We start from the raw sequence: 1436 nt of genomic DNA on the forward strand, positions 1-1436 counted from the left end.
ACTTACTGCTTGATCTGCTGGACGATCATTCGCTTTAATAAAAAGTACATTGGACATAGTAATTTCTCCCTTATAGTAAGATATTTATCTCAGTCCATTTCATATTGTGCCTTTTTTAAGCACATTTAAGACTTTTAAATGCAACTGCAATGAGCACATTATAATTCATTTATTCCTTAATCTCAAGTTCTATTTCTGTACGAATGTTAGGTTACAAAATATGCTTTATAACGTTGTAGTACAGGAGTGACACCTGATTGTTTGGTCAGTAGGAGCAATGGCGTTTTGAGGGGGAGCCCTTTCACAGTATTCGTAACCATATATATCTATCATCTGAATACATCTATAGATGACTAACCGTGATCGATGAGAAGGTATACTTTTAAACATTTTTCTTACAACTAGGGTTTTAAATAACTTACTTTCGTCTATTGATTGAACTTACCATCAAAATTTATATGACTATCTAAAAGATATTGGGAACGGGTCTATTCTGGTAGTATCCTTTAATACTTTAACCGGTATTACCATACCAGTGCTGTTCTCTATATACAATAGTTGCAAGTATGCGCAATTGTGGGGATGAGCGATCAGTGTACTGTTATAACAAAATCCAGCAAGAAAATAAAAAGTCGCCAATATGGCGACATCTTTAACTCTTAACCACTAAGGCAGCATCATTGGTTAAAGCTTTTGAGATGCATCTTTGAAACAGCACATTACAAATTTATGCCTGTTTTTTTATTTTTTTACTAATTAAAGTAAATCTATACGCTTAGCGACATCATCGATTGTAAACTGACTCAAATATTTTATAGTGTGCTGTTCAGTTTCATACAGAATTTTTTCCAATTCAAGATCAAGCTGTTTAGCGGCATCTCCACAATCGATATCAAAATCAGATTCTGATATATCCGTATTTACTGCATAATAAATATCACCTAAAGTAATTAGGCTGGGAGCTTTTCGTAAAATGTAGCCCCCCTCACGTCCACCTTTTGACTCCACGATACCTGCAACGGTTAAAGACTGCATGACTCTTCTCATGAATGTAGCATGCGATTTAACTTGACTCGCAATCATTGCACTAGATAAAACGCTGTTACTTTTTGCTAGCCATACGACAGAATGAACGGCTATTTTAAAACGGGGAGGACCAATGTGGATTCCGCGATTTGCTGTACTCATATGAACACACCTTTTCTCTGTTTAGTTATTATTGGTTATTTAAACTGAATTGGAACTGATAATAAGCTTTAAATATTCTCAATTCGTTCTGCTAAAGAATATATACCTTTTTCTTTCCCGTATATTCAATAATAATCTGCACCGACTCCTTAAACCGCAGCGCATGCACAATCTCCCGCTCCCGCAGAAACTTGAGGCTGTCTTACAGATCCACATCATCCGTCTTGTCAATCAGCCACTGGTATGTA

1 protein-coding gene and 1 pseudogene are annotated in these 1436 nt (G+C 35.9%); both read right to left on the reverse strand.

Translation table 11 applies throughout. From position 1 onward, the window contains the following. Nucleotides 1-756: 756 nt before the first annotated feature. Entirely contained in the window at nt 757-1188 is a 432-nt protein-coding gene (locus tag GRP75_RS26790; RefSeq protein ID WP_160790872.1) for an RrF2 family transcriptional regulator, read from the reverse strand. A gap of 91 nt (nt 1189-1279) precedes the next feature. Then, a pseudogene (locus GRP75_RS30120) lies at nt 1280-1436 on the reverse strand (manganese catalase family protein); the annotation flags it as partial.

Source organism: Paenibacillus sp. OT2-17 (assembly GCF_009827695.1).
Lineage (GTDB): Bacteria > Bacillota > Bacilli > Paenibacillales > Paenibacillaceae > Paenibacillus > Paenibacillus polymyxa_B.

Bases quoted from the DNA above. Each gene is read 5' to 3' on its own strand.
- GRP75_RS26790 (WP_160790872.1), bottom strand. From the start codon at position 1,188: ATGAGTACAGCAAATCGCGGAATCCACATTGGTCCTCCCCGTTTTAAA.